Below are 1,779 nucleotides of genomic sequence, written 5' to 3' on the forward strand. Positions count from 1 at the left end.
GATGGAGCCAAGTTTATTAATAAGAACTACGCCACAATTTTACCGATAATGGATATCTTGTTTGGGACATTGTATCTGCCCAAACAGCGGTGGCCGGAGCGGTATGGCATTGAGGCACCGATCGCGACTAGTTTTACAGGACAACTATTACAGCCATTCGATCGAAAATCTTTTCGACTCAATCGACAAAACCCAAAAACTGTAGTTCATGAGTCGAGCGATTAAACCCTCAGATTGCAGCTCGTTATTAGCTTTGACTTGAGGCTCGATCTGCTAATTAGCAGCCTGTAAATTCAGAACTATATGTATTTGTAGCCACCTGGGTACTCTAAGTCTGAGTAACCGTCAAATTAGACCCCAGATATTTTGGCGCATAGATCCTTTCAACCTCCACTCTGGTTCTCTTCAAAATTTACGGGCACATCAACATGAAAACAACCTTTTTTCGCGCGATCGCGAGTATTGCACTCAGCGCGATCGCGCTAACTCTACTACCACTTCACCAGGCTCAAGCAGTAGAACTCATCACCAATGGTGACTTTAGTCTCAACAACCTCACAACTGCTCAACCATCCGGTCTTACTAATACTGGTAGCGATGGGACAGCTACGGCAGCCACTGCGACTAACTGGACTTTTGCGCAGGCTAATGTTAATGCTTCAAATGAAAGTTTGGTCTGGCTGGTTGGCACTGGTACAACGTATCGCACAAATTTGAATATACTCGGAGGTGAAGGAACTCCTGATAGCCCCTATATTCATCGTCTTTATGGCACTACCACGGTCAATAATCCTGTCACCGGAGGAGCGGGCTTCTTTATCGCCTCTGATGGCGATCCCGATTTCAGCAGTACATTCTCACAAACATTAACTGGGCTGATTGCTGGAGAGCAATATAACGTTAGTTTTTACCAAGCAGCCGGACAACAAGTCGATCTGGATGGTCACACTACGGAGCAGTGGCAAGTTAGCTTAGGTGGTAGTGCTGCTCAGTTATCAACGAACATGTCACCTTCTGAGCCTATTGGTGGTGGCACAGCAACTGATGTTAGTGCTTGGCAAAAAGAAAGCCTGACATTTACCGCAGGCTCGACCAACCAATTAATTTCTTTCTTAGCTGTGGGTACTCCAGTTGGAAAACCACCGATTTCGCTCTTGACTGGTATCTCGGTTACAGGCAAAAGCTCCGCCGCAGTTCCCGAACCAGAGGACTATATCGGTACATTGGTTGGCATGGGTTTTGCCGGAACTCTAGTCAGATACCGGCTAGCCAAGAAAAAGCTAGTGGAGAAAGACTAGTCACAACCTAATTTGCCACGCAGGCTACAGCCATCAACCCGGAATCGATCGAATCTAGGAAACTAGAATTCACTCCAGAAGATGTTTGTGGGTGCGGGCATTTTTTTTGATGATATCGAATTTTTTGTAAGCGATCGTAGAACCTGTATAATGAAACTTCGATCTGGTTTGAGTGGGGAACAGCCACTCAAAGTAATGGGGAAAGCCTGGTGTAAATCCAGCACTGTCCCGCAACTGTAAATCGTCGGCAACTATGCTGCGATCGAGTCAGAATGCCCACCAGAACACATATCTAGTTCAATTAACCTACGAGGTATTAGGTGAACCCACAACATTGTTTATTTGTTTGTACCACTTGCGGTAGTAAGTGGGAAGATGGTCGGCGGATTGGTACGAGTGAGGGCGAACGGCTGCTTCAAGAGTTGCAAGCTTTGCATCAAGATTGGGATTTGGCAGCAGCGTTTCCGATCCAAGCGGTAGG

At 46.3% G+C, this 1,779-nt stretch carries 3 protein-coding genes and 1 riboswitch; all 3 genes read left to right on the top strand.

Features of this window, described 5'->3' with window-relative positions; translation table 11 throughout:
• Window positions 1–225 (top strand): sterol desaturase family protein (locus RMO84_RS16435; RefSeq protein WP_396135882.1); only part of this gene is annotated, 225 nt, incomplete at its 5' end.
• Window positions 226–428: 203 nt separating this feature from the next.
• Window positions 429–1,298 carry a hypothetical protein gene (locus RMO84_RS16440; protein WP_310489515.1) on the top strand — a complete coding sequence of 290 codons (870 nt, stop codon included), beginning with the start codon at window positions 429–431 and terminating at the stop codon, window positions 1,296–1,298.
• 147 nt (window positions 1,299–1,445) lie between these two features.
• A riboswitch (cobalamin riboswitch) is annotated at window positions 1,446–1,597 on the top strand.
• Window positions 1,598–1,618: 21 nt separating this feature from the next.
• A partial coding sequence (locus RMO84_RS16445; protein WP_310489516.1) for a DUF1636 family protein occupies window positions 1,619–1,779 on the top strand: 161 nt, incomplete at its 3' end.

Source organism: Chamaesiphon sp. VAR_69_metabat_338 (assembly GCF_031423935.1).
GTDB lineage: Bacteria > Cyanobacteriota > Cyanobacteriia > Cyanobacteriales > Chamaesiphonaceae > Chamaesiphon.